This window comes from Streptomyces sp. NPDC006510 (assembly GCF_040611955.1).
GTDB lineage: Bacteria > Actinomycetota > Actinomycetes > Streptomycetales > Streptomycetaceae > Streptomyces.
Genome location: NZ_JBEXPH010000037.1, coordinates 24,293 through 46,326, shown reverse-complemented (window position 1 = coordinate 46,326; position 22,034 = coordinate 24,293). Strand labels below are relative to the sequence as shown.

Sequence of the window (22,034 nt, the reverse complement as noted above, 5' to 3'; positions counted from 1 at the left end):
GTCTGCCCGCCGGCGTGCGAGGCCAAGGGGCGTGCACGCACGGCGGGGTGGCGCTGTCGTCAGCAGGGCACCACGGCTACCGGGCCGAGCGCGTGGGTGAGCGTGGTCTGCGCGACGGGGGAGAGCCCGAGCCCGAGCGACTCGCCGCCCCGGCGCCGCCCGATCACGGTCAGCGCCGCGGTCGCCGATGCCGTGACCAGGGTGCGTGAGGCGGAGCCGCCGACCGGTTCCCGGACGACCTCGACCTGCGGGAACTTCTCCCGCCACCCGGCGGTGAGTTCCGCGAGGGTCCGTTCGGCCGAGTTCGCCGCCGCGTCCCGGTCGAAGACGGGGCCGCCGGAGAGCATCGAGGAGAACATCGTCCAGCCGTGCACGATCCGCAGTCGCGCACCGGGCCGGGAGGCCGCGGTTTCGAAGGCGAACTCGAGAACCGCTTCGCTGCTCTCGTCGGCGGCCACCCCCGCGACGATGTCGGGATGTGTTCCCGCCGCCTCCGCGGCGTCCTCGTCCGACGGTCCGCTGTGGACCACGACGACGGGGCACGCGGCCATCGACGCGGTGGCCAGGCTGTTCGAGCCGAGCATCAGGGACCGGAAGCCGCCCAGACCGCGCGAGCCGACGACCACCAGCGAGGCGTTGTGGCTGAGCGAGGTGAGCGCCGCCGAAGGGAAGTCCAGCGGGGTCAGCGTCGACGGGCTCAGCTCCGGAGCGATCTCGGTGACCCTTCGGGCGGACCGGTCGAGCAGCTCCTCCGCCTCGCGCCGCAGTGTGTGCTGGTCGACGCGCCGGTCGGGCGTCCGGGCATGCACGATCGTCAGCCCGAGCCCTCGCCGTACGGCTTCGTGGGCGGCCCAGTCGAGTGCCTCGCGGCTGTGCGGAGAGCCGTCGACTGCGGCGATCACGGGATGGTCGGTGCTGGTCATGAAGTGCCTCCAGATTCCGGCGGTGCATGTCCCAGGCTGGTACACGCGGACAGCGCGCGGCAGGGACTTTCGACCCTATCTGCCTGGAAGATCCGGGACGCACCCCACCCGGGTCGGCCGTGGCGGACGGCGTTGCTGACGCCGGAGGCGGCGCGTCCGGTCCGGTTGCCGCCCAGGGGCCCGCTGCCTCGGTCCTTGACCTTCCCCTCCGGGCAGGCCCCAGCGTGGGCGCCCGGATCCAAGGAGAGGGAGAGGCCCGGATGGAAACGCGTTGCGTCATGTTCGACATCGGCGGGGTGCTGGAGACGACCCCGGCAACGGGGTGGGACCAGGAGTGGGAGCGGCGGCTCGGCCTGCCGGCGGGGTCCATGAATCGGCGGCTGGGAGACGTCTGGGAGGCGGGGAGCACCGGAAGGATCACCGAGCCCGAGGTCCGGGCACGGGTCGCGGCGGTTCTCGGCCTGGACGCGGCGCGGACCGAGGCGTTCATGGCCGATCTGTGGGACGAGTACCTCGGCAGCCCCAACGAGGACCTGATCGCCTACGTACGGAGCCTCAGCACCCGTTGCCGGCTCGGCATCCTGAGCAACAGTTTTGTCGGCGCCCGGGAGAGGGAGCAGCAGCTGTACGGCTTCGGCGATCTGGTCGACGACATCGTGTACTCGCACGAGACCGGCATCAGCAAGCCCGAACCGGGGGCCTACGAGCTGGCGTGCGCCCGGTTGCGGGTGCGGCCCGCGGACTGCCTCTTCGTCGACGACGTCGAGGTGAACGTCATTGCCGCGGAGGCGGCCGGCATGCGGGGGCTCCTGTTCACCGACAACACGGCGACGGTCGCGGGCATCGAGGCGCACCTGGTGCGCAGGTTCGGTCCATGAGGCTTTCCGCCCCTGCGATTGTCAGTGCCGGGTGCGATCCTGCCCCCATGGACGAGCTGATGCGGCAGCGGCGCGTGTACGGCGCCGACCATGACGATCCCGACCCGGGACCCCGGCCGGGTCACAGCTACCGGGAGCTGGTGGGCGGCCCGCTGGACGGCCTGCTTCTCGACGTGACCGGCTGGACGCCAAGGGCGCTGCGCGAGGGAGCGGCGCTGAACACCGAGATCGGGCGATTCGGCCCGGGCGGCAGAGCCGAGTACGGGCCGCGGGACGGCGACCCCGACCGCTGGGACTGGCGGGGCGACACACCCTGACCCGTAGGAGCAGGCCGGGTCGCCCCGGGGCGTACGGGTGCGGCCGGGCACTGCCGACGACTCCACGCCCCGGCGCACGACGGATCCGGCCCATCGCGACTAATCCCCTGAACCGCTCGATACTGGACGCATGGCACAGAAGGCCCGGCCGCAAGCCCCGCCGACCCTGACCGTCAAGGGCCGGAACGTACGCATCCGCACCATCGGGATCGTGGCGCTGGCGGGGCTTGCGATCTGGTTCATCGCCGTGAACACCGGGGCGGTCGCCATCCAACTGTGGATCCCCACCGTCACCCTGCCGCTCTGGGGCGTACTCGCCGTGACCCTGGTCGTCGGGCTGGTACTGGGCGGTTACCTGTCCCGTCGCCGCGCGAGGCGCTGACCCGTTGGCCGGGCCGGCCGCACTCAGCCCGCCGTCGACGACAGTGACGCGGACATGGGGACGCTCGTGGATCTCGGTCTCGCCGGAGAGCAGCCAGTGCCGCGGTACGCCGGACAGTTCCTCGAACCCGGCACCCCGCCCCTCGACGACGATCCCGAGTGCCAACGCCCTCCCGCTGCGGCGGGAAGGGCTTTCCTGATACCTACGGGCAGGACTCTTCGAACTTGACCGCAGTGAATTCAACAGGTTGTCCGTTGAGCGCGGCTCCAGGCTTCGGGTCCTGGGTGCAGATCTTCCAGTTGCTCTCCATCAGGACCATGCGGTCTTCGCCGGCATCAGTGACTGTGATCGATGCGCCCGAATCGAGAGCTCCTCGCGCCACCTTGACGGACTTTCCGACAAAGTTGGGCATGGTGTTCCCGGCCGGAGCAGGATCCTTCTCGTCCTTGGACGGGCAGGACTCCTCAAGCTTCACCGCGCCGAAGTCGAGTTTGGTGTCGACCGGGATGTTCTTCCCCGGCGCGTAGTTCTGGGAGCAGACCTTCCAGTTCCGGTCGAAGGCCTGCATGCGGTCGCGTCCCGCACTGTCGTGGGATGCCAGGAGATAGAAGCCGTCGGCCTGCGCCTTGTCCTGTGCGGACTGCAGTCCCATGCCGACGAAGTTCGCGACCGTGGCGCGCTCGGCAGGTTTGTCGTCCTTCTCCGGCAGTGCACTGGCCGAGGCGGCGACGGAAGGCGGCGGAGTGGTGGGCTGCTGGGCCGTGGTGGCCGGCTCGCAGCCCACCAGGGCGATGGCAGCCAAGCAAGCGAGCGCGGCAGTGACTGTGCGGGTGCTCAAGTTGTCCCCCCGAGGATGGTTCATGGAGGAGTGACCGCAGCCGGGCCTTTCGGCCGGATGAGGCATGCGCTCCAGAAGTGACGGATTTGTGATCGAATAGTGTGCGAGAGATGATATCGGCTGGGGCACGGCAGGGACGCCAATCGGCTGCCCCGTGTACCTGTTGGACGGAGCGGGCCCGAGCAACCCCGGCTCCAGCCCGAGCGCTGCCGCGTACCGCAGCGCACCCCTGCCGGCTGCGTCGATCGTCTCAGCGACACTGAGCGCCGCCAGTAGCTGCTGCTGGCCCGACTCGGAGTCGATGGCCTCGGCGACCGCCGCGGCGTGGTCGAGTGCGGCAGCCAAGGCAGTTTCGACCGGGTTACGTATTTGGTCGGCCGCCGCGTTCATCCACGAGCTGATTGTGCAAGGCACTCATGAGGGACTGGCCGCCGCACCATTCGGTCCAGTGCGGGTCGTCGGTCGGCGCCGGCCCTGGCGTCATGACGGGCGTCGACACCTGACGATGCAGCACAGGCGCCCCGTCGCCCGCACGGTGACGGGGCGTCGACACGCTCATGTGGCGGGCAGACATACCCCCCACCGTTTGATGTCGGGGCCACCTTTCCAAGCACGGACCGAAGTGCCCAGGTGGCCCGGAGTGAGGTCGCGCCGAGGCCATGTCCGTAGGAGCCTGAAAAGGCACGCCTGTAATCGCAGACCCAAGGAGAAATCCATGCGCACCAACAAGGCGTTCGCGGTTCTCAGCTCAGCTCTGGTCGTCGGCAGCCTGGCAGTCGCACCGGCGCTCGCCTCACAGGCGTCGGCCGCCCCCAAACCTGCGCAGGCAGTAGCCGTGCACGACGCTGTCAACGATTCCTACCGGGACGGCTACCGTCAGGGCTTCCGGAACGGATTTGCGGACGCGCGGGACGATTGCGACCGTTCCGGGTTCCTGTTCCAGCGGAGCGTACAGCAGGACAATCGTTGGGCATGGGGTTACGCCGACGGCTACGGCGACGGCTACGACCGAGCCTTCGACCGGTTCTGTTAGCGGCCTACTCCTGCACTCTCTGGGGGAAGCGCAGCGTGACCAGGCGCGACGAACTATCGGGCATACGTTCGATTCTAAGTCTCTCCTGGGGCCTCTGCGAGCTTCGGCCGCCCCTGTCACACCGGCCGTGGCCCGCCGTGTCACCCCCGTCACGGCGGGCCGCGCCGGTTGTCATGCCGGCCCAGCACCGTGGACTCATCGCATTCGAGTTTGTGGCTGGGCGCAGTTACGAGACCGCCCCGCCCGGAACAGCGCCCGGACGGGGCGGACGTGCATCACGCTGCTGTGACGACATCCGCCCGGACCGCAGCTTCCCACTCCACCAGCAGCCGCTGATACTCCGCCTCGCCCTCCGGCGACAGCGGGCCGGCCGCCCACAGCGCGCGGATGTCCGAGTTCACCGCGGCGGGGGAGCGCACAGGGGTGGTGGGCGAAGGCGTGATCGGCATGGGAACAGGCTACGGCGAGGGACTGACAATGGTGCCGACCGCGTCGAGGGCGAGATGCCAGGAGCAGGCCTGCGGGTTGCCCTGCTTCGGAGGGTGCGACTCGTACCCGTCAGGCCCGTCGAGGATGACCACACGTTGGCTGCGGAGGTCGGCGATGCTGCGGGCCACAGCCGGCCGCCCTGCACCTGATTGAAGTAGGGCATCGCCGGCGCAGGCACGCCCAGGTGTACGCCCTCGGAGATGAGCCCGATGGCGAGTGTGTCCGAGATGCCTCCGCCCCACTTGTTCAGGCTGGTGCAGCTGAGCGGCGCGAACAGCATGGCATCGGCCTTCGGCGGCGCGTCCTTCTCCCGGGGGAGCTTGTGCCGAGACCGCAGCGGGTGCCCTGGCAGCTAATAATCTTCACCTGGAGTCGTGGGATCGGGCACTGAAAAGTGCCCCCATCGGTCCCCTAGCCCGCCGACTCACCCGCGTGCGGGCTCAGTACACCTGCGGCCACCAGCACAAACAGCAGTACGCCGAGCAGTACACGGTAGATGACGAACGGCATGAAGCTCTTGGTCGTGATGAACTTCATGAACCAGTTCATCAGTCATCGCTCTTTGCCGCCTTGACCTGGGCTTTCATCCATTCTTCAAGATCGACTGGGAGGGAAGTGGGAGGTACTGGCAGCCATTCGGGGTCCAGCGTCACAACGAACCGCTCCCACCGCATCTGCAACGACTCCATCATGCGGCGCTCCATCGTCGTGGTGACGTTGCTGTACAGCCCCTCAACACCGGCGACCTCATGCCCCATCCGCGACTCGACCGCCACCCGGGCGTGCCCACCGCCAACCTCGTCAATCCACTCCTTGTGCCCGTGCCGCACCAGGTACAGGCGCTTGCGCGCGTATGGCGTCGCAGGAATCCTGGGCAGCGGCCGAGGCGAGCGCACCCTCTGCTTCCGCCCCAGCCTGGTCCTGTCGAAGTTCTCATGGACCGACCTTCCGTCGGCGATGGGCCTCCAGTAGTGGTAGGTAAAGTTCGCGTTCGCCAGCAGACCACCACGTATGGACAGAAAGACCCATTCGCTGTCATGGCTGCTCAAAAGCATCTCCAGCAGGTCCGCCAGGAACCGTGGAATCACCAAGTCACGGTATGACTCGTACTTCGGTGGAAACAGCTTTAACTGGCCGCGTTCCCGCTGATGTTGCCACTGCACCCGTACCGCCGGCATCGCGTCCGGGCCGGCGTAACGCTCCAGCGCCTCTTCTCGCCGGTCAGGGTCTGGATCGGCCGCTGGCCAGGCTGGGTGACAGAACTCGCGACGGAGTGCGTACAACTCGCCAGGCCGCATCCCGGTCATGGCCATCGTCCAGATGAACACGTAGCCGGGGAAGCCCCAGAAGGTCAGTGCATTGCAGGCGAGTTGATGCACATCCTCGATGCGCATCTCCCGCTTCTTCTCCCGCTTCTTCTTCTTGTACCTGCCGCGCTTCTGCTTCGCCGCCTTCGGTACAGGGGAGGAAGTCCGCAGCTCATCATCGACGGCGTCGTCCATGAGCATCGAGAAGACCGTGAGGATCTCCTCCCCGTACTTTTCGCCCACGTTGGGGAGCGCCTTGAGCTGTTTCCTCCAGGCCCGATAGGCGGAAGACTTGATGTCGCCCACGGCTGTTTCTCCCCAGCGGGGCACAATGTACAGACGGATCATGGAACGGATTGCCTTGTCCCGGAGGTGCCCGACGTCGAGGGTGTCGGGCCAGGTCTGACAGTATTCCTGCATCAGGACGGACCCGTCACGACGCGAGAGGTACCGATCGTTGCGGACATCTGACTCACGGTCGAGTCCATAGTTGTAGGCCTCGTCCTCGGTCCACTCGGTACTCGACTTCGAGTCGACCAGCTTCTTGCCTGTCTCGGGATGAACCTTCCCGGTTTCCCATCGGACTCGGCAGCTTTTCCCTCGCCACTCTATCCACGGCATACGTACCCCTTGTCACTGTCGATTTGGATTGCGGAGCGCGTGCAGGCATTCCTGTCTGTCAGCACTCCACAGGACCCAATTCTGTCGTGTCGGTGGATAGCCCTCGGAGGCCGCTCCGGGCTTGGTCGTGCTGGGCGGCCTCACTGTGACCTGGGGGCGGCGGGCGCAGCACTACCGTGGACCGGTGGCTTGCTGCCGGCCTCTTGCGCTTGCCGGTTTTGCCACAGACCGGGGGCTCATCGCGCGCCTCTTGCGCCTGCCGGTATTGCCGTGGACCCGGCTCTCGTGGCGCACCGAGATTTCGGCGAGGTGGGACTCGGTGAACACCAGCTGGCCAGACATGCGGGTGTGTGGGAAGGGGTCGACTTTCTGGTTGACCCCATCGCGCAACCACCTCTGCCCTCGCTTGTCTTTTGGGTCCTCAGTGGCCAGTCCGAGAAGGACCGTCGCGGCCTTGATGTTGTAGTGCGCTTCAAGGACGGGATTCGACTTCCTGGGGGTTGTCATGTCTCTCCTTCCCTGCCGGGTCTCATCCAGGGCAAGGAGTCGGCAGTCGATCGGGGTGACTGCGAGGACGGCGCGGAGCGTCCGACACGTCGCGGTCAGCTAGAAACGTGAGGTGCGAATTGCGACGCGTCGTGAAGCCGGACCGCCCATAGCTCCGGCCTCTGATGTGGAGCGTGGGGGGCATGCCAAGTCCTCACGAGTGGGTGCTTCCGATACGCACCTATCAATGCTTATTCCTAAAGCCTATAGACTCGTGTATCAACTCGTCAATGGCGTCGTGTGTCCTGTGAGTGTTATTGCTGATTGCTTGTCCAGTCGGCCTCTATGTTTGATCCGGCGTGGCGAAGCGACCCCAACCCGGAGGCCGCGACGGCACCTCCGGCACCATCCACTCGAACAGCTCGCATGTGTCGTCAGGTGTCAGCTGTTCAGAAGTGCCCACGAGCAACGCCGCGCCCGGCCAAGCGAGATGGCCTTCCGGTGCGTCCACTGGCGCTGCCGTCGCTGAGACTCCGCACGCCATCGGCCTCCGGTCCCAGGTCGGGGGGTTGCGTCCAGCTGCAATGCGTCGCCCGCCGTCCTGCGGCTCAAAGGTCATTTTGTGCTCGTTTACGATCGGTGCATGCCGTCGCCCTTTCCGACATCCCTTGCTGTGTCCGACGCCATCACTCACTACCGCCAGTTGCGTGAGCTGACTTGTGATGAGCTGGCTTACGTACTCCTGGTGCTCGGCCACCCGATCCCGGCCGACGCCATTGCAGAGATGGAGCGATGCGCGCGCCCCGTAACAGTCGACGACCTCGTAGCGCTCGCCTATGCGCTCAACACGACCCCCGCGGTGCTGCTGGCGCACATCCCCATCGACATGCCGGAACCCGAAGGACCCTTCGGCACAGGACTTCCCCGTGACGTCGACCAGGCCGAGCTCCGTGCCTGGATCGAAGGGAGGACCGCGCTCGACCGCGAGTCGCGGGTGCACTGGTGGGAAGAGCGGGCTGGCCGACTCAGAGTCCGGTCGGCACACCATGAAGAGCAACTGCAGGGCGCGTACGCAGAACTGCACGAGTTCGGCGAACTGGCGCTCCAAGAAGCGGACGCCTCACCTGTGCAGCGCCTGTTGTGGCGCATCAAGGACGGCGAGCACGCGCTCAACCAGTCGGAGGTTGCACTGGCGCTGACAGAGCAACAACTCGACAGCCTTCGAGGAGATGTCTGAAAGCCTGTCCAGGCGAGTCGAAATCACCTATGCGTGGAGCGTGATGAGCACTGCGGCCGCGTCTGCAACCGCAGCAGTCCCGGAGGGCGCGCGGTAGTGGGTGATGCCGCCCGTTCCTGATGGATCATTCCTTGCCGTTTGGAGAAGAAGCCGAACCCTAGACGGTGATCTACTGAAATGATGGTCAAGGACGGCAGGATGACTGGCAGTTGATGGGTGAGGAGCCGCGTGTGACCGGCATGATCAACGGGCGGTTTCATCTGCTGCCGCAGGCGGAGAAGCGCCAGGGCGGCATGTCCGAGGTGCGCAAGGCGGTGGATGTCCTGAGCGCGGAGGGCGCTTACGCGGCGGTGAAACTGCTCAAGCGGCGCGACGACGAGGAGAGCACGCGGATTTTCCTCGACCGTGAGACGGCCTCGTTGCGGGCGCTGACGCATCCGAACATCGTGCGGATGCTGGACTCGGGCTGGGACGAGGGGATGAAGCAGTACTTCATCGTCCTGGAGTGGGTCGACAGGAGTCTGAAGGACGAGATGAGCGAGGGCCGGCCGCTGGACTGGCCTGCCTACTTCGCCCGGATCGGCCGGCCGCTGGCATCCGCACTCGCCTACGCTCACGAGCAGCGGGTGGAGCACCGGGACATCAAGCCCGGAAACGTTCTCCTGACCAGCGACGGAACGGTCAAGCTAGCCGACTTCGGGATCGCGAAGGTCATGGAGACGGCGGCGGCGCCCGCGACGGACCACACGGTCGCTGACTACGGTTCCAACCTGTACAAGCCGTTGGAGAAGAGCAGCCTTGGCTGGGTCAGGGACGTCTACGCGTACGCCGTGCTGGCCATCCAGGTTCTGTCCAACAGCAAAGCCCGCGACTATCCCGGGCTGCTGTCCGCTCTGGACGAGTTGGAGATGGACACCGATGTCCGCGCGATTCTGAAGTCCTGCATCGACCTCGAACCGCGGAACAGGCCGGCCAACGCCATCGTGCTGGAACACCAGCTGCTGGAGGCGGAGCGACGGTGCGGCAATCGTGACGCGCGTCAGCGCAACTCGGTGTGGCTGAAGATGACCAAGAGTGCCGCAGAGAAGCTCGTCACCGTGCCGGAGGGGGAGGAACTGAACCTCGACCAGGTCATGGCGCGCGCCAAGTCGGAGGTGGCGTCCGACATCTCGGGCACGGTGCACGTCGACTACGGCTGGAACCCGGCCACGAAAGAGGCCGATACCCAGATGGTGCGGGTCTTCGGCCGGAAGCTGTTCCTGCGCATGGTCGGTGACGACAAAAACTCCGACAGGCGCGTCATCGTGTCCGCGGAAGAGCGGCCGGAGGAGTGGCTGGCGAAGCGCCGGGAGTCTGCGCTCAAGCTTGATCCGATTCTGAGCTGGACTTTCTACGATCCCGGCGAGGACCCCGCCAACCGCGGGCTGAACGTACTGCTCGCGGGCCTCGACACGCATGTGGAGGCCCGCCAGGAGAAGGGCCGTGAGGACCGGCGGCAGAACCTCGGGGAACTCTTCGACGGATGGCGGCACGTCCTGGACGCCCGCGAGGAGATCGCGGCGAACGGGCGGCAGCCCGTCGCCTACGACAGGACAGAGGGCACCTCGTACACGCGGTCCTTCCGCCTGGGCGCCACCGAAACGGTGGTGGAGATCGGCGACGAGTGGTCGGTCGTGGAATACCCCTACAGTCGGCCCATCGACCGGGGTGTCGTCACCGGTCGGACCGAGGACACCGTCCAGCTCCGGATGACTCGCGCCAAGACGACGCTGCCGCGCCGCGGTTACCTGCTGCCCTTCCTCGGCCCCAGCCAGAGCGCCATCAACCGGCAGCGCGACGCGCTGTCCATGGTCGCCGCCCAGCAGAGCAGCAACCCCCACCTGGGCAAGATCATCGAGAAACCGCAGGAGATGCCGGTCCTGCCTCCGGCCGAGGTCACCACCTGGCTGCGCACCGACCTCGACCAGAGCAAACGCGATGTTGTCGCGCACGCGCTGGGGACACAGGACCTGGTCCTGGTCGAGGGCCCACCCGGCACCGGCAAGACCACGGTGATCGCGGAGATCGTCGAGCAGACCCTCAGCCGCAAGCCGGACGCACGGATCCTCATCGTCAGCCAGACCCACATCGCCATCGACAACGCGCTGCGCCGTCTGGAAGAGGCGGGTATCGACGGCCTGGTGCGCCTGGGCCGCCCCGACGATCCGCGCATCGATCCCGCCGCGCAGACGCTGTTGCTGGACCGGCAGGTCAAGAAGTGGACGCAGAGCGTTCGGGCCCGGGCGGAGAGACACCTGGAATCGGTCGCGACCCGGCAGAAGCTGGAGTCACGACACCTGAAGGCGGCACTCCTGCTGGAGGAGGCGGCCGCCGTCGCCGCCGACCTCGCCCACGTCGAGGACCGGCTCGCGGAACTGACTGCCCAGCCTCTGCCCGACCGCACCACCTCCGCAAGGGAACTGGGAGAGGAAGCGGTCACCGCCGGCGCCCGCAAGGAGACACTCCTCGAACAGCGCGCGACCCTGGTCGCCGAGATCCAGAGCGCCCTGGACGGCGACCTCACCCTGCGCGAGGCCATGACCGCGCGGGAATGCCGGGACGCCGTCGAGGCCCTGTTTCCGGCAGCCGGCGCCGGACAGGCTCTCATGCGCCTGCTGCGCCTGCAGGGCGAATGGCTCAATCGGATCGGCAGCGACCCGCACCTGATCGCCAGCTTCCTGCGGACCCGCAACGTGGTGGGCGGCACAGCCCTGGGCTTCTTGGGGCATCCGGCAGCACGCACCCTGGACTTCGACCTGTGCATCTTCGACGAGGCATCGAAAGCGACCGCGACCGAGGCGCTGGTCCCGCTGGCCCGTGCGAAGCGGTGGGTGCTCGTGGGGGACACCAGGCAGCTCCCACCGATCGACGAGGACCTGCTGCGCAACGGCAAGGCCATGGAAGACCACCAGCTGACCCCGGAGATCGTACAGACGACGCTGTTCCAGCACCTGGCGGACAACACACAGCCGCCGGTCAAGCACCTGCTGCGCGAGCAGTACCGGATGACGCCCGCCATCGGCAACATGATCAGCAGCTGCTTCTACGACAACGAGCTGCTCTCCCCCAACCCGCACGAGCTGGACGGGTACAGAGGCATCAACCGGCCTATGCTCTGGATGGACACCAGCTTTCATCCGGGGCGGCGTGAGACGGAGCGGTCCGGCACAGAGACCAGTGTCTCCAACCGGCTCGAAGCGCAGATCGCGGAGAAGCGTCTGGAGGTCATCGACTACGCAATCGGGAAAGGGGCTGTCCAGCCGCCCGCCGGCAAGCCCCTGGAGGTTCTGGTCATCGCGCCCTACGGCCGTCAGGTCGAGACGCTCAAGAAGCAGCTGGCCAAGAAGAATCTGAGGCACTTCACGCCCGAGGTGCTCTCCGTCGATGCCGTGCAGGGCCGCGAATGCGACCTCGCGGTCTTCTGCGTGACCCGCAGCAACTCCGACGGCCGGTTCGGGTTCCTGGGGCAGCCCTACTGGCGGCGCATCAACGTCGCCCTCTCCCGCGCCCGGTTCGGGCTGATCATCGTCGGGGATGCCGGCTTCTGCCGCAGCAAACCCGGCGCCCTGCGCAACGTCCTCGACTACATGAGCAGCCACCCGGAAGACTGCGAGATCCGCGATGCCACCGTTCAGTGAGGACAGCCTGCTGGCCGTCCGCTTCGGAAATGCCCGCACCGGCTTCGACCTCGTCGGCATCGTCGACGCGGCCCTGCCCGTCGCCCGCATCACCGCCGAGGTCCTCGCCCAGGACAGCAAGGACATCCCCCTGCTGGAGGAGTACGTCCTGCGGCTCGTTGACCAAGGGGCGAGGACACCGGAATCCATCGCCGGGTTCCTCGGCCTGGACGTCGCCATGGTCAACCAGACCGTGGCGGTCCTCTTCGGCTCCGACGACCTGCGCTGGACCGCTCCCGTGCCCGGCACAGCGCCCGTTCCACGGCTGCGCCTGACCGAGAAGGGCCGCTTCACCGCGACGAAGGCGGCCGCCATCGTCCCGGTCCGGGTCAGCCAGTCCCTCGTCTTCGACCAGATGCTGTGGCGGGCCTCCCCCTACAGCCGCCGCAGCACCATCGCCCGGGACGTGGCCACCGAAGCCGGAATGATCACGCTGCCCGCCGCGCGGTCCGGTCCCATCGAGGACGGTGAGGTGACAGCCGAGGAGATCACCACCTTCCTTCAGGAGAACGGAACCACCACCCGCGAAGTCCTGCAGGTCAAAAGCATCACCCAGACCCGGACCCACCACGTCCTGCCCGTCAAGCTCCTCGTCTACGCCGACGCCGAACGCGCCGACATCGAACTCGGTGTCGTCATCGACGGCGAACTCAGCGACCGCCACGAAATCGAACTGATCGGCCTCGGCGGCGCCAAGGGCCTCGGCATCAACGTAGAGCCCGAACCTCAGCGCCCCCTGCTGGAACCCGACCTCGAAAAGGCCCGAATCCCCCTGCAGGAGGTCACCCAGAAACGCGCAGAGCAGGCCGCCGTCCAGCTCAACTCCCCGACACCCCTCCCCTCAGAGCCTGAGGCCCAAGAGCCGCAGGCAGAGGAGATCCGCGCAATCGGCGTCTTCGAGCACCCCGAGCTCCTCGACGAAGCCCTCACCAGCACCCGGAAACGCATCCTGATCATCTCGCCGTGGATCACCGGCGCGATCGTCACCACGGCATTCGTCGCCAAACTGGAACGCCGACTGCAGCGGGGCGTGAAGGTCGACATCGCCTACGGCTACGACGACAGCGAGAACAGAACCGACCCGAATGCCGTCAGAAAGCTCAACAACCTCGCGGCGCGATACCCCGAGAAGCTGCACGTGGTACGTCTCAAGAGCAACCACGCAAAGATCCTCCTCTTCGACGACGCCTGGGTGACCACCTCCTTCAACTGGCTCTCCTTCAAGGGCGACCCGGACCGCACCTACCGCATGGAGGAGGGCACCCTGATCCGCAACCGGGACAGATCGGACATGCACTATGCCCGCTACCTCGAACTCATCAACGACAACCGCCGATAGGCCCGCACCGCGGTCTGCTGGCTGCAACATCTTCGACCCCGAATGCGAGCCGGGCGGGGCAACCTCATGTCCGAGCCGACGCCCCAGCCGAGCGACCCGGACCCGACGACGTGTCTCGGAAGCCGTGCCGACCTTGGCGTCGACCTGCCCGTGAAGTTCTCCGTACCCCAGCCGCCCGAGGAGCCGATGGCCGAGCCCGGCAGCACCTCCGTCCCCGCGGCGACCCTCGGGACCAGCCGCGCAGACGAAGAAGCACGCCATCATCCCGCCTGACGGGCCCGGCCACGGGCGCAACCGGGTCGCGTCAGGAGCACGGACCGCTGCGCCAACCCTCTTGGCGCCAGCTGCGCCCCGCCTTCGATCCCGACACCTGAGCTGTCCGGCTCGATGCCGGGACAGGCCGCGTCACACCTTCGGGTGAGGCTTTGGCGTCGCCCTTTCTCCGGCCGGAAGGCGCGGATAGCTTCGCGGGCATGGCGATACGTGGAGCACGGGTTGAGGTTGGTACGGTGCGGGTGGCGTGGGATCAGGCGTGTGTGGTCCAGCCGGAGGACGCCCCGGCGAATGGACCCGGGCCCTATGAGTGCATCGAAGCGGCCACCATGCCGAACCGGACCGGACGCCCCTCATGAGCAGCCCCGACCACCCTGTCCTTCTTCCCTCCAGCTTCGCCTGGGCCGCCGATGTCCGCCTGGTCGGCGGGGTCCTCGGGACCGTGGGGTCGGCTGCTGCGTGCATCCTCGATGACACCCGCTACGTGGAGCCAGCCCTGACCTGGCAGATCGCCGCCGAGCTGGTCGGTGACTGCGACACCACCGACCACCGTTGCGAGCGTGTGCGGGCCATGTCCCTGCCCGCTCACACCCTGGACGCGTTGTGGGCCTGCCGGACGGCACTCGTCCAGGTCACCGACAGCGATGCGGGCATCGCTGTCGGCAGCGCGGACCTGGCCGACCTGCTGTCGTATTGTCTCGAATGCTTCCACAGCACCGATCTGCGCAGCGTGATCGAGGCCCTGGACAGAGTCCTTGCGGTGCTCACCCTCGACCTGCCTGCCGCCCGCACGCTGATGACCACCCTCGTGCTGAGCCCAGGAACTTTCGGTCCGGAAGCAAAGAACGCGTTCGATAGAGTCCTGGTGGCATGGCGCAAGGCCGGCGTCGCCTGCTGACAAGCGCACCTCTACACCGGGTTCGGCTGGTCCGACTTCGTCGGCGTGCTGCGGCGGATGGGCACCGCGATCGAGTTCGACACAGCCGCGGGGACACTGACGGTGCGGTCGTCACCACTGCGGGCGGTGGAGCTGACAGCAGCCGACATCCCGGGCATCGTGCACGAGGTGGCGGTGCTCGCAGTCGCCGCGGCGGTCGCGTAGGGCACCACGGTCATCTCGGGCGCCGGTGAGCTGCGGGCCAAGGAGAGCGACCGGATCGCGCACACCTGCGGCATGCTTCGCGCGTTCGGCGTGACGGTAGCAGTGACCGAGGACGGCGCGAAGCTCCGGCCGGGCATCGTGGACAGTCACGGAGACCACCGGCTCGGGGTGGCGGCCGCCGTCGCCGCGGCGTGTGCCATTGAGGGCGAAACTCTGATCACGGGGTGAGAGTCCATGGCCACCAGCTACCCCGCGTTCTTGGAGGACCTGGTGCGCGTGACCGGGGCGGGTGTCGCCGCCGCGGACAACGAGGCGTAGCAGCCGACCGGGGTCAGACGGTGCTGAGGACCGCGTGGCGGACGTCGGCGAGAAGCTCGGCCAGAGCAGCCCGCTCGGAGGCAGGGCGGCGGCCGCGCCACTCCGCCGCGATCGCGGCAACCGCTCCGCTGGCCGCGTGTACCTGTCCCGGAACCTCCAACGGCAGCGACTCGCCGATCCCGCTGCCGGTCACCACCACGGTGCCATACAGGCAGTAGTCCAGCTCGGCCCCGCGCCACGCCGACGCCAGTGCCCACGCCACCAGATTCGGTTGGGGGGCGCCGTCGCCCCGCACGTGGAGCAGGACATGCCGGTGGTAGCGGCCCTGATCGGCAAATCCGCCCACCAGGCCTTGGACGGCGGCACGGTGTGCGGCGGCATCCTCCGGCAGGACGGTGCCGCGCACCGAGCCGTCCGCCTCAATCACCAGCGCTTCTCCCATGACGCCCTCCTCGCAGCCCGCCATCTTCACCTGCCCGACGAAACGTTTCTGCCAGCCGCCACGAGCGTACCTGGAGGCCCTCAGCCGCCCCTCGCAGTGCAAGCTCGCAGCTTGAGACCTTCAATAGATCGTCCGCGCGGATCTGGCAGTTCGTCCTGGAAGCGGAGGGGCCAAACTCCAGGTCAGGCAACGACCTGGATATCTGAGCCGCTCTGCTCAAGACGGCCGTGGCGTTCGAGAAACTGATGCTTGACTGCCTCGTGACGGCCGTGAGCAACGAGACGAGCACGATCAGCGTCAACACGGGCGAGGCGGTTCGAGTCCTTGCTCGTCAACCTTGAGAAGTGGCGAACGACATTGCGGACCAGGCACCGTACTGACTTCTTCAGAACGGGGCCCTACGTGCAGTTTCTGCACCGAACTCGTACGACTGGTCCTGCGCCGTGCCGCCCGGCACGAAGTGCCGGGCGGCACGGCGCGGACACTTAGGAAGGGGCGCACCGTAGTCGGGGCCCGAAGCCGTTGGAGGGTCAGGGCTTGCGTGCGACGGCGCACCACATGGGCAAGGTGTCATTCGGGGTGTCGGACGGTCCGGGACGCCAGCGGGTCAGGGTGACTACGCCAGGTTCCAGGATCTCCAGGCCATCGCAGAATCGTTGCACCTCGTGGTGGGTGCGGGGGGTGGCGGAGGCGTGGCTGGCGGCTCGCTGGTTGTAGATCCGCATGGATTCGGCGACCTCGGGAGCGGTGACGTCGGCGGCCGGATGGGACAGGACGAGGTGACTGCCCGGGGCGAGGCGGTTCAGCAGCCGGGCGGTGACGTCCCACGGGTCCTCAGCGTCCTTGATGTACTGCAGGATCGCCACCAGCATGAGGCCGACCGGCTGGTCCAGGTCCAGGGTGCGGGCAGCCGAGTCGAGAATCGTGTCCACGTCCCTCGCATCCGCCTCCACATAGTCCGTCTGTCCCTCGGGGCCACTGACCAGCAGCGCCCGCGCGTGGGTGAGAACGATCGGGTCGTTGTCGACGTAGACGACACGCGAGTCGGGAGCGGCCCGCTGCGCCACCTCGTGGGTGTTTTCGGCCGCAGGGATGCCTGTGCCGATGTCGAGGAACTGGCGGATCCCGGCTGCCGCGAGGTGACGTACGGCGCGGCCGAGGAAGGCCCGGTTGGCCTGGACCGACGGCACGATCGTCGGGTTCGCCCGGGCAGCGAGTTCGGCTGCCTCCTGGTCCACCGGGTAGTTGTCCTTACCGCCCAGCCAGGCGTTGTAGACACGGGCGGGATGTGCGCTCGAAGGAGGCGGTGCGGGTAGCGTGGAATTGTTCATTGATCGTCTCCTTCGTGCGGCAAAGGCACTCAATCGAACCCGAGTTGGGCCAGGGTATCCCTGCAGTGGCCTCGACGCGGTGGGGACTACGTGGCTGGCCGACCGGTCGAGGCTGTCGACCACTGCGCTGGCCATGCGTGAAGGATCTCCTTTGGCCGTGGGGTAGGGGGCAGGCAGTGGCAGTTGCGAGGCTGGGCCTCAGAAGGGGGTGATGCAGTGCAGGACTGTGTTCAGGCTGATCAGCGGGGAGGTCTGTCGCTGGTTGCTGTGGGAATCGGTGTGCTTCTCGGCATGCAGGTGCTGCCGAATGCGGGCGGCGGGGCCGTCGCTCGCATCGAGTTCGGCTCAGGGCGTGAAGCCGCGCGCCCCAGCGGCGGGCCGTCTCGGTCAGCCGACGGCCGTGCAATTCCTGTCTCGGCGGTCGGCCCTCGCAGCAGGTGTAGGCCACCAGCTTCCGGACAGCGGGGCGATGCGGCGTGCCGTTGTGGTGCGGCTTCTACCGTAGCGGGCGTCACTGACATCGCGCTCGTACACCAGGAGGCTTCCAGCCGTGGTGCCCACTGGGCCGTGTCCGGACGGCGTGCCCGCCGTTGTGTGCGGTGACGCGGCCGACCAGCGCGTCACCGCGCGCGTTGCTGTGACCTCTCGTAGCAGCGCCGGACGAAGGACGACGATGGCCACCCAGCATCCAGCATCCGAAGATCGTATTCCCTTCACGGTGGCCCAGTTGGTCACTGTCTTCGAGAACCTCGGGGCCGAGCACCAGGCATTGATGGCCGAGGCCGAGAAGACCACCGCGAAGGAACGCCGCCGCACCGTGCTTCGCATGGGCGAGGGCATCGCCACCGCAGCCCACACCGTGAACCACACCGTCGGGGTCCTCGCCGCCGTCCATGGGATGAGGGCTCTGGGCATCAACCGGCAGTTCGCGAAGGACTGCGATGGGCGCGACTACAGCCCTCTGAATACCCTGGGCAGTCCCGCCGAGACGCTGTTCGACACCGCGCGATTCCTCGACACCGCCGCAGCCACCTTGAAGAAGGCGTATTCCCCGACCCGGAAGCATCCCGATCTGGCCGACGCTCGGTGCACTCGGCAGATGCGCGCGGCCCTGTCCGGTCTGCGGGTTGCTCTGGAAACGGTGTGTCTCGATCTCAACGACGCTGACGAGGCGGTTGCCGAGTACGCCTCCGCCCAGAAACTGCTGAGCGAACTGGAGGAGCGCGTGTGCCACACCGTGCCGGCCCAGGGCACAGGACCGACTCCCGACGAAGTCGCCGCAGCTATCCGGGCGAACCCGGACGTGGCCCGCGCGGCCCTCGTCGCACTGGCGGCGGTGAACGCCCACCCGAGGTGACCCTGCCCGCGGTGCGCGATCGTGGCGGCGCTGGAGGAGGAACGAGTCGCGGGCATCGCCGCAGGGGCAGTCGGGGACCGGTTCGCGCGGGACGTCGGCGCCGTGGCGCTGGTGGTAATGGCGCCGGGCGCACGGGCCGGCGTCCCGCCAGTGCGCCGCGAGCTGGTCCAGTCGCGCGGTGTCTCCGGGCAGCGGGAACCGGGACCTCGCCTTCGCCGTTCTGAGTCATCTGGCTTGCCCCTCCAGACACCGGTGATCAGCACCGTCATGCCAGTACACGGTAGTGAAGCCTCACGTCGCCCCGCGGTGGAACAGGGAAGCCGGCCGCCTCGCACACCAAGGTCGGCCGAGGCAGTGGCGGACCGACAGCGAGCTGCTGGCGGCGATGCGAATTCGTTCAGGATGGGGGAGTGGCTGGGCTGGTTGCGAATCCGGATTCTGGGGGCGTCGACAACGCATAGAGCTCGTAGGCCACGGCGATTCCGTCGTCGGTGGTCCGGTCAATGGTGCCGGTGCGGGTGAAGCCGGTCTTGGTCAGGACGCGGCCGGAGGCCGGGTTCTCGGGGTGGTGCATGGCCTCCAGGCGGGACAGGCCGGCAGCAGTGAACGCGAAGGCAACGACGTGCTTGACCGCTTCGGTGGCGTAGCCGTTGCCCCAGGTGTCTTCGCGGAGGATGTAGCTGATGCTGCCCATGGAGGGGGACCGTCGCCGCAGGGCGATCAGGCCGATCATCTCGCCGGACGCGGTGATTCCCCAGCTCCACTGCCCGCGCGGCTTCTCGGCCGCTCTGGTCAGGGTGGCCCGGACCTTCTCGTGCGCCTGGTTGAGGGTGAGTTCCCGGCCGGTGGTGTGGCGGACGGCGGCCCCGCTGTAGATACGCGTGAGCGCCGAGGCGTCGTCCTGGACGAGGTCGCGAAGGGTCACCATTCGTCGATCAGCTCCCTTGTGACGGGCCAAGCGGCGGGTTCAGCGGGCAGGCAAACGGTGCTCGCATCCTCCCAGGCCGGGAACGACCACATCCAGGTCTCCCGGTGTCCCCTTGCTGAGGCCGCACATCCGCCGTCCGCCGCGGGGACTGGATCCACCGAACATGTTCAGGCGCGCATGCCGCTGGTGGCGCAGACTCCGCGGCCGCCCTCGTCGGAGTGGCGGTGGCCACCATGTTCGTCAAGGCGGCTGGCGCCGCGTGGGCCTCGGTGGTCCGTGGGTGGCCGGTCGGGCTCGCCGCTGCTGGGCCTTTGCTAGCGGGGGCCGGAGCGCAGACCGCGCGGGCCCGCCGTACGGCGCACGTGTAGATGCGCCAGGAGACTTCGTGTCGTGGTGTAGTCGACCTGGGCGTGGTTGGGGAACACCTTTGCGTTCCCCAACGATGAACGGGTGGGCCGAGCCGAGCTCGTGACGGAAGCCCGGCCAGGGGTCCAGTTCCTCATCGCCGGGGCCGTCCTCAACACGAACACTCCTGCGCCGCATTCACGTCACGGACTTCACGGACCCGTCCTTCCCATGCGCTGAAGCGTGCTCTCGCGCAAATTGGCGAGCAGTGGCAGCACGGTCTCCGGCGTAGCATCGCTGACAAGAACGATGTAGTTGAGGACGGCCAGCGCGATGTGCTCCGATTGTGCTGAGCTCGCGGTTGGTGCGATGTCCTTGAGCGTCTCGATGAAGAGCTTCGAGACCAGGACAGTTGGGTCGGCGTGCATCGCCGCGGCAGCGTCCTGCAGTTCCTGGGGGGGCAGACCGTCGTGGATGCCGAACCGGCTGGGCAGCAAGCGCTGCATGATGTCATCGCCGAGTCGGGTGACCAGGACCGGCGTGGATGTCTCTGCGGGGCCGTGCTCCAGGAGCGCCGCCATGCTTGCCGCGTCGCGCTTCCAGACCGCTTCCAAGTACCCGCAGGCCCGAAGGATGTCGTCAGGGGCTATCGCGTCAGCCACTTGCACTCCCCAGTCGTCTGTCCATGCAGTCACCGTAGCGAACTCAAGAACTCGTTCCCGGCGATTGGTGTGACCCCGGGCCTCGGGCGAAGAACTCGCTCATGACGACACCTTGGCGGCCGCTGCGCACCAAGCCGCCTTCGCCACCCGTCCTGGGACTGGCCTGGCTCCAACCTCACCCCGTACAGGGGCACATGTGGCGAATGGCCACCATGGCAAGCGACATCTGGGTACGGTCCTGTTCCTCTGACGGGGCGGCGCTGCTGGAGGTCTGCGTCTCCGGTGAACAGATGGAGAAACGCATGCTGAGTGACGAGGGTGCCTTCGAGGCCGTGCAGAAGCTGATCCGCGAGCGGGGAGAACCATCCGTGGAAGGGTCGCTGCCCGAGGCAGGCAGGGTCACTCGGCACTGCCTCGTTGAGGGCACGGTAGTGCGATGTCTTGAGACTCGCACGCAGGAGGAACGCTTCCACGCCGGCCCTCTTGACCTTTCCGGACAGCCGGTGTTCGACACCACCATCTACAGCCATCCCATTCCGCCACCGCGGGATCCCTCCAGGGAGTACACCCTGACACTGGTGCAGCGTGACTCGGTCATCGACCGGTCCTGTGACTGCGGGAACGGCGATGTCGCCTGCCAACGCTGCAAAGGCTCCGGCGACTTACCCTGCGAGACGCACATGTCCTGTGACGCCTGCCGCGGGGTCGACAGCTGCCTGAAGTGCAACGGCACCGGCCGACGTACCAACCCGCCCACCGAGCCGGGAGAGCGACCGCCTGGGCCGGTAGAACACGAGCCTGATGGACGCGACGTCTGCAAAGTCTGCGGCGCTCTGGACGCCGCGTGCAAGACATGCCGCGGACGTGGACGCCGGAAATGCACCACCTGCCACGGCGAGGGAATCCGGCCCTGCCCCAACTGCAGCCGCGCCGGAACGGTGCCTCACCAACGATGCGCGGGAACCGGCAGGACAGTGACCTGGACAGAAGGCACCATCACCCGAGAGCCCCACACCGATGATGTCAAACTCCCGCGCTTCGGAGTGTCCTACGTCGCATGGCACGTGGCGCGCGAGAGGGGTGCCTGGGGTGAGACAGACCTGACGAGTGAGAAACCACTCCCGGACCGGGAGGCGAGGCGCCTCGGCCCGAGCCTGCAGCCGAGACTCGCTGAGCACGACGGGGAGATCGCACGCCACGTCGACCTCAAGTATCTGCCGGTAGCCCGGGTCGCCGTGGCAGCCCATCCGCACCGGGTCTACTACGTCATCCCCACACCGAAGGCCCCGCACGTACTCCAATTGCCTTCACCAAAGCGCGTGGGGCGGATTGCTGCGGTGGTCTGCGGCGCACTCGTTGTGCTCGCAGTGCTCTTACGGCTCCTCGCCTGACACGGAGTCCCCTGCCGCACCGCGCAAGCCCTGCTGTGCGGCAGGGTAACCACCAGGATTTCTCGACGCCCCGAGAAGCTGTTGTCTTTCCGAGTCTGACGACTGCGTTTTCGCTGTTCACGGGGAGATGTGGCGTCCGTGTGGGAGTGATGGATCGTCGTGTCGTCGCTCCCGTGGAGGTCGCGAATGCCGTCGGTTGTCGGACTGCTGGGACAGTACAAACTTGCCGCCCGTCGTCGAGTGGACGGGCTGCGCGAGAAAGCCGACCGGATCCGGGCCCAGCTCCCGACGGCCGAGCAGGAGTGGTGGAGTGGACGAG

At 67.4% G+C, this 22,034-nt stretch carries 22 protein-coding genes and 1 pseudogene; 13 read left to right on the top strand and 10 right to left on the bottom strand.

Annotated features, from left to right (window positions below; genetic code table 11):
- Positions 1–59: 59 nt before the first annotated feature.
- Complete coding sequence (locus ABZY11_RS14680; RefSeq protein ID WP_356479475.1) at positions 60–923, bottom strand: universal stress protein; 864 nt, start codon at positions 921–923, stop codon at positions 60–62.
- 260 nt (positions 924–1,183) lie between these two features.
- On the opposite strand from ABZY11_RS14680, the gene ABZY11_RS14675 reads away from it, so the two are divergent.
- From ABZY11_RS14675 to ABZY11_RS14665, 3 genes are all read left to right on the top strand, one after another.
- Positions 1,184–1,801, top strand: coding sequence for an HAD family phosphatase (locus tag ABZY11_RS14675; RefSeq protein WP_356479474.1), 618 nt, complete (start codon positions 1,184–1,186; stop codon positions 1,799–1,801).
- A gap of 47 nt (positions 1,802–1,848) precedes the next feature.
- On the top strand, positions 1,849–2,118 hold the full coding sequence (locus ABZY11_RS14670) for a hypothetical protein (protein WP_356479473.1): 270 nt from the start codon (positions 1,849–1,851) through the stop codon (positions 2,116–2,118).
- Positions 2,119–2,248: 130 nt separating this feature from the next.
- Positions 2,249–2,500 carry a LapA family protein gene (locus ABZY11_RS14665; RefSeq protein WP_356479472.1) on the top strand — a complete coding sequence of 84 codons (252 nt, stop codon included), beginning with the start codon at positions 2,249–2,251 and terminating at the stop codon, positions 2,498–2,500.
- 202 nt (positions 2,501–2,702) lie between these two features.
- Here ABZY11_RS14665 and ABZY11_RS14660 read toward each other — a convergent pair whose 3' ends face one another.
- Positions 2,703–3,362 carry a hypothetical protein gene (locus ABZY11_RS14660; RefSeq protein ID WP_356479483.1) on the bottom strand — a complete coding sequence of 220 codons (660 nt, stop codon included), beginning with the start codon at positions 3,360–3,362 and terminating at the stop codon, positions 2,703–2,705.
- Positions 3,363–4,053: 691 nt separating this feature from the next.
- Here ABZY11_RS14660 and ABZY11_RS14655 point away from each other — a divergent pair.
- Positions 4,054–4,371, top strand: a complete 318-nt coding sequence (locus ABZY11_RS14655; RefSeq protein ID WP_356479471.1) for a hypothetical protein — start codon at positions 4,054–4,056, stop codon at positions 4,369–4,371.
- 275 nt (positions 4,372–4,646) lie between these two features.
- Here the strand turns inward: ABZY11_RS14655 and ABZY11_RS14650 are convergent, their stop codons facing one another.
- The 4 genes and pseudogenes from ABZY11_RS14650 to ABZY11_RS14635 all read right to left on the bottom strand — a co-directional run bounded on the left by ABZY11_RS14650 (position 4,647) and on the right by ABZY11_RS14635 (position 6,788).
- Positions 4,647–4,820 (bottom strand): hypothetical protein, encoded by a 174-nt coding sequence (locus ABZY11_RS14650; RefSeq protein ID WP_356479470.1) that lies wholly within the window; start codon positions 4,818–4,820, stop codon positions 4,647–4,649.
- Between the two features lie 9 nt (positions 4,821–4,829).
- The gene (locus ABZY11_RS14645) at positions 4,830–4,988 is read right to left on the bottom strand and encodes a hypothetical protein (protein ID WP_356479469.1); all 159 of its coding nucleotides are present in this window, start codon (positions 4,986–4,988) and stop codon (positions 4,830–4,832) included.
- Between the two features lie 283 nt (positions 4,989–5,271).
- Positions 5,272–5,412 (bottom strand): annotated as a pseudogene (locus ABZY11_RS14640) (undecaprenyl-diphosphatase); the annotation flags it as partial.
- A complete protein-coding gene (locus tag ABZY11_RS14635; RefSeq protein WP_356479468.1) occupies positions 5,409–6,788 on the bottom strand; it encodes an integrase in 1,380 nt (459 codons plus the stop codon). The gene ABZY11_RS14635 and the pseudogene ABZY11_RS14640, both read right to left, overlap by 4 nt.
- A gap of 1,159 nt (positions 6,789–7,947) precedes the next feature.
- On the opposite strand from ABZY11_RS14635, the gene ABZY11_RS14630 reads away from it, so the two are divergent.
- From ABZY11_RS14630 to ABZY11_RS14600, 7 genes are all read left to right on the top strand, one after another.
- Positions 7,948–8,511, top strand: coding sequence for a DNA-binding protein (locus ABZY11_RS14630; protein ID WP_356479467.1), 564 nt, complete (start codon positions 7,948–7,950; stop codon positions 8,509–8,511).
- A 239-nt stretch (positions 8,512–8,750) separates the two neighbouring features.
- On the top strand, positions 8,751–12,188 hold the full coding sequence (locus tag ABZY11_RS14625; RefSeq protein WP_356479482.1) for an AAA domain-containing protein: 3,438 nt from the start codon (positions 8,751–8,753) through the stop codon (positions 12,186–12,188).
- Positions 12,172–13,566, top strand: a complete 1,395-nt coding sequence (locus ABZY11_RS14620) for a phospholipase D-like domain-containing protein (RefSeq protein WP_356479466.1) — start codon at positions 12,172–12,174, stop codon at positions 13,564–13,566. Before ABZY11_RS14625 ends, ABZY11_RS14620 begins: the two co-directional genes overlap by 17 nt.
- A 66-nt stretch (positions 13,567–13,632) precedes the next feature.
- Positions 13,633–13,839, top strand: a complete 207-nt coding sequence (locus ABZY11_RS14615) for a hypothetical protein (RefSeq protein ID WP_356479464.1) — start codon at positions 13,633–13,635, stop codon at positions 13,837–13,839.
- A gap of 355 nt (positions 13,840–14,194) precedes the next feature.
- Positions 14,195–14,737, top strand: coding sequence for a hypothetical protein (locus ABZY11_RS14610; protein ID WP_356479463.1), 543 nt, complete (start codon positions 14,195–14,197; stop codon positions 14,735–14,737).
- Between the two features lie 57 nt (positions 14,738–14,794).
- Positions 14,795–14,941, top strand: a complete 147-nt coding sequence (locus ABZY11_RS14605; RefSeq protein ID WP_356479462.1) for a hypothetical protein — start codon at positions 14,795–14,797, stop codon at positions 14,939–14,941.
- A 12-nt stretch (positions 14,942–14,953) separates the two neighbouring features.
- Positions 14,954–15,169, top strand: a complete 216-nt coding sequence (locus ABZY11_RS14600) for a hypothetical protein (RefSeq protein WP_356479481.1) — start codon at positions 14,954–14,956, stop codon at positions 15,167–15,169.
- A gap of 103 nt (positions 15,170–15,272) precedes the next feature.
- Here ABZY11_RS14600 and ABZY11_RS14595 read toward each other — a convergent pair whose 3' ends face one another.
- Both ABZY11_RS14595 and ABZY11_RS14590 read right to left on the bottom strand, forming a co-directional pair.
- Complete coding sequence (locus tag ABZY11_RS14595; RefSeq protein WP_356479461.1) at positions 15,273–15,701, bottom strand: hypothetical protein; 429 nt, start codon at positions 15,699–15,701, stop codon at positions 15,273–15,275.
- 530 nt (positions 15,702–16,231) lie between these two features.
- Entirely contained in the window at positions 16,232–17,032 is an 801-nt protein-coding gene (locus ABZY11_RS14590; RefSeq protein ID WP_356479460.1) for an SAM-dependent methyltransferase, read from the bottom strand.
- Between the two features lie 592 nt (positions 17,033–17,624).
- Between ABZY11_RS14590 and ABZY11_RS14585 the strand changes: the two genes are divergently transcribed.
- Positions 17,625–18,389 carry a hypothetical protein gene (locus ABZY11_RS14585; RefSeq protein ID WP_356479459.1) on the top strand — a complete coding sequence of 255 codons (765 nt, stop codon included), beginning with the start codon at positions 17,625–17,627 and terminating at the stop codon, positions 18,387–18,389.
- A 397-nt stretch (positions 18,390–18,786) separates the two neighbouring features.
- Here ABZY11_RS14585 and ABZY11_RS14580 read toward each other — a convergent pair whose 3' ends face one another.
- Together ABZY11_RS14580 and ABZY11_RS14575 are read right to left on the bottom strand one after the other, a co-directional pair.
- Positions 18,787–19,317, bottom strand: coding sequence for a GNAT family N-acetyltransferase (locus tag ABZY11_RS14580; protein WP_356479458.1), 531 nt, complete (start codon positions 19,315–19,317; stop codon positions 18,787–18,789).
- Between the two features lie 557 nt (positions 19,318–19,874).
- Positions 19,875–20,324, bottom strand: a complete 450-nt coding sequence (locus ABZY11_RS14575) for a hypothetical protein (RefSeq protein WP_356479457.1) — start codon at positions 20,322–20,324, stop codon at positions 19,875–19,877.
- Between the two features lie 212 nt (positions 20,325–20,536).
- On the opposite strand from ABZY11_RS14575, the gene ABZY11_RS14570 reads away from it, so the two are divergent.
- Positions 20,537–21,715 (top strand): hypothetical protein, encoded by a 1,179-nt coding sequence (locus ABZY11_RS14570; RefSeq protein ID WP_356479456.1) that lies wholly within the window; start codon positions 20,537–20,539, stop codon positions 21,713–21,715.
- The last annotated feature ends 319 nt before the right edge of the window (positions 21,716–22,034 follow it).

Bases quoted from the DNA above. Each gene is read 5' to 3' on its own strand.
- ABZY11_RS14610 (WP_356479463.1), top strand. From the start codon at position 14,195: ATGAGCAGCCCCGACCACCCTGTCCTTCTTCCCTCCAGCTTCGCCTGG.
- ABZY11_RS14635 (WP_356479468.1), bottom strand. From the start codon at position 6,788: ATGCCGTGGATAGAGTGGCGAGGGAAAAGCTGCCGAGTCCGATGGGAA.
- ABZY11_RS14595 (WP_356479461.1), bottom strand. From the start codon at position 15,701: ATGGGAGAAGCGCTGGTGATTGAGGCGGACGGCTCGGTGCGCGGCACC.
- ABZY11_RS14625 (WP_356479482.1), top strand. From the start codon at position 8,751: ATGATCAACGGGCGGTTTCATCTGCTGCCGCAGGCGGAGAAGCGCCAG.
- ABZY11_RS14660 (WP_356479483.1), bottom strand. From the start codon at position 3,362: ATGAACCATCCTCGGGGGGACAACTTGAGCACCCGCACAGTCACTGCC.
- ABZY11_RS14590 (WP_356479460.1), bottom strand. From the start codon at position 17,032: ATGAACAATTCCACGCTACCCGCACCGCCTCCTTCGAGCGCACATCCC.
- ABZY11_RS14655 (WP_356479471.1), top strand. From the start codon at position 4,054: ATGCGCACCAACAAGGCGTTCGCGGTTCTCAGCTCAGCTCTGGTCGTC.
- ABZY11_RS14680 (WP_356479475.1), bottom strand. From the start codon at position 923: ATGACCAGCACCGACCATCCCGTGATCGCCGCAGTCGACGGCTCTCCG.
- ABZY11_RS14620 (WP_356479466.1), top strand. From the start codon at position 12,172: ATGCCACCGTTCAGTGAGGACAGCCTGCTGGCCGTCCGCTTCGGAAAT.
- ABZY11_RS14570 (WP_356479456.1), top strand. From the start codon at position 20,537: ATGGCAAGCGACATCTGGGTACGGTCCTGTTCCTCTGACGGGGCGGCG.
- ABZY11_RS14670 (WP_356479473.1), top strand. From the start codon at position 1,849: ATGGACGAGCTGATGCGGCAGCGGCGCGTGTACGGCGCCGACCATGAC.
- ABZY11_RS14665 (WP_356479472.1), top strand. From the start codon at position 2,249: ATGGCACAGAAGGCCCGGCCGCAAGCCCCGCCGACCCTGACCGTCAAG.
- ABZY11_RS14615 (WP_356479464.1), top strand. From the start codon at position 13,633: ATGTCCGAGCCGACGCCCCAGCCGAGCGACCCGGACCCGACGACGTGT.
- ABZY11_RS14605 (WP_356479462.1), top strand. From the start codon at position 14,795: ATGGGCACCGCGATCGAGTTCGACACAGCCGCGGGGACACTGACGGTG.
- ABZY11_RS14650 (WP_356479470.1), bottom strand. From the start codon at position 4,820: ATGCCGATCACGCCTTCGCCCACCACCCCTGTGCGCTCCCCCGCCGCG.
- ABZY11_RS14580 (WP_356479458.1), bottom strand. From the start codon at position 19,317: ATGGTGACCCTTCGCGACCTCGTCCAGGACGACGCCTCGGCGCTCACG.
- ABZY11_RS14675 (WP_356479474.1), top strand. From the start codon at position 1,184: ATGGAAACGCGTTGCGTCATGTTCGACATCGGCGGGGTGCTGGAGACG.